The sequence below is a fragment of the Thalassotalea sp. 1_MG-2023 genome (genome assembly GCF_030546745.1).
GTDB lineage: Bacteria > Pseudomonadota > Gammaproteobacteria > Enterobacterales > Alteromonadaceae > Thalassotalea_C.
This window is the reverse complement of sequence record NZ_JAUOPD010000069.1, coordinates 1-729: the sequence shown is the minus strand read 5'-3', so window position 1 is coordinate 729 and position 729 is coordinate 1. Positions and strand designations below refer to the sequence as shown.

Annotated in this window: 1 protein-coding gene; it reads right to left on the bottom strand. The window is 47.6% G+C overall.

The window, feature by feature from the left end:
- Window positions 1-729 (bottom strand): AMP-binding protein (locus Q4489_RS18235; protein ID WP_303483386.1); only part of this gene is annotated, 729 nt, incomplete at both ends.

Below are 729 nucleotides of genomic sequence, written 5' to 3'. Positions count from 1 at the left end.
CGGTATAGACGCTGACTACTGCCTGCCTCTTGAGCCTGATAGAATGGATTACTAATAAAGCGCTCAGTTGTTAACTCGGGACGATTTAGATAACCGCGCGCTAAGCCAGCACCGCCGACATATAGCTCACCTGTAACGCCAATGGGGACTTGCTGTTGATTGGCATCTAGCACGTATGCACTGTAGTTAACGAGTGGTTTGCCAATAGGAGCTACGCCTTGAGTTGTCGATGACACTTCAAAATCGGTAGCACAAATTGTCGCTTCTGTTGGTCCATAGCTGTTCACCAAACGAATATGCTGTGCATGCGCTTTAAAACCCAGTGCATGGTTCAGTGATAACGCTTCACCGCCAACTATGACCAAACGCAATGATGGCCAAGACCAGCACGGATCCATACTTTGTAATTCGTGGAAAAAAGCTGTCGGTAGGCTGATCACTGACAACTGATGTTGTTGACCAAATCGCTTAAAGGACTCCGCACCTTCTAAACAAGACTCGTTGCGCAAGACCAAAGTCGCTCCATGCGACATGGCACCTACAAACTCTTCAACAAAAGCATCAAAGTTAGGAGTCGAAAACTGTAATACCCGGTCGTCCGGCTCCACCTGCCAACGCTGTTCAAGGTATTTGCTATAGTTGACCATATTGCGATGTTCAACCATGACACCTTTAGGTGTACCGGTAGAGCCTGAGGTATAGATTACGTATGCTAGCTGCTCAGCTCTG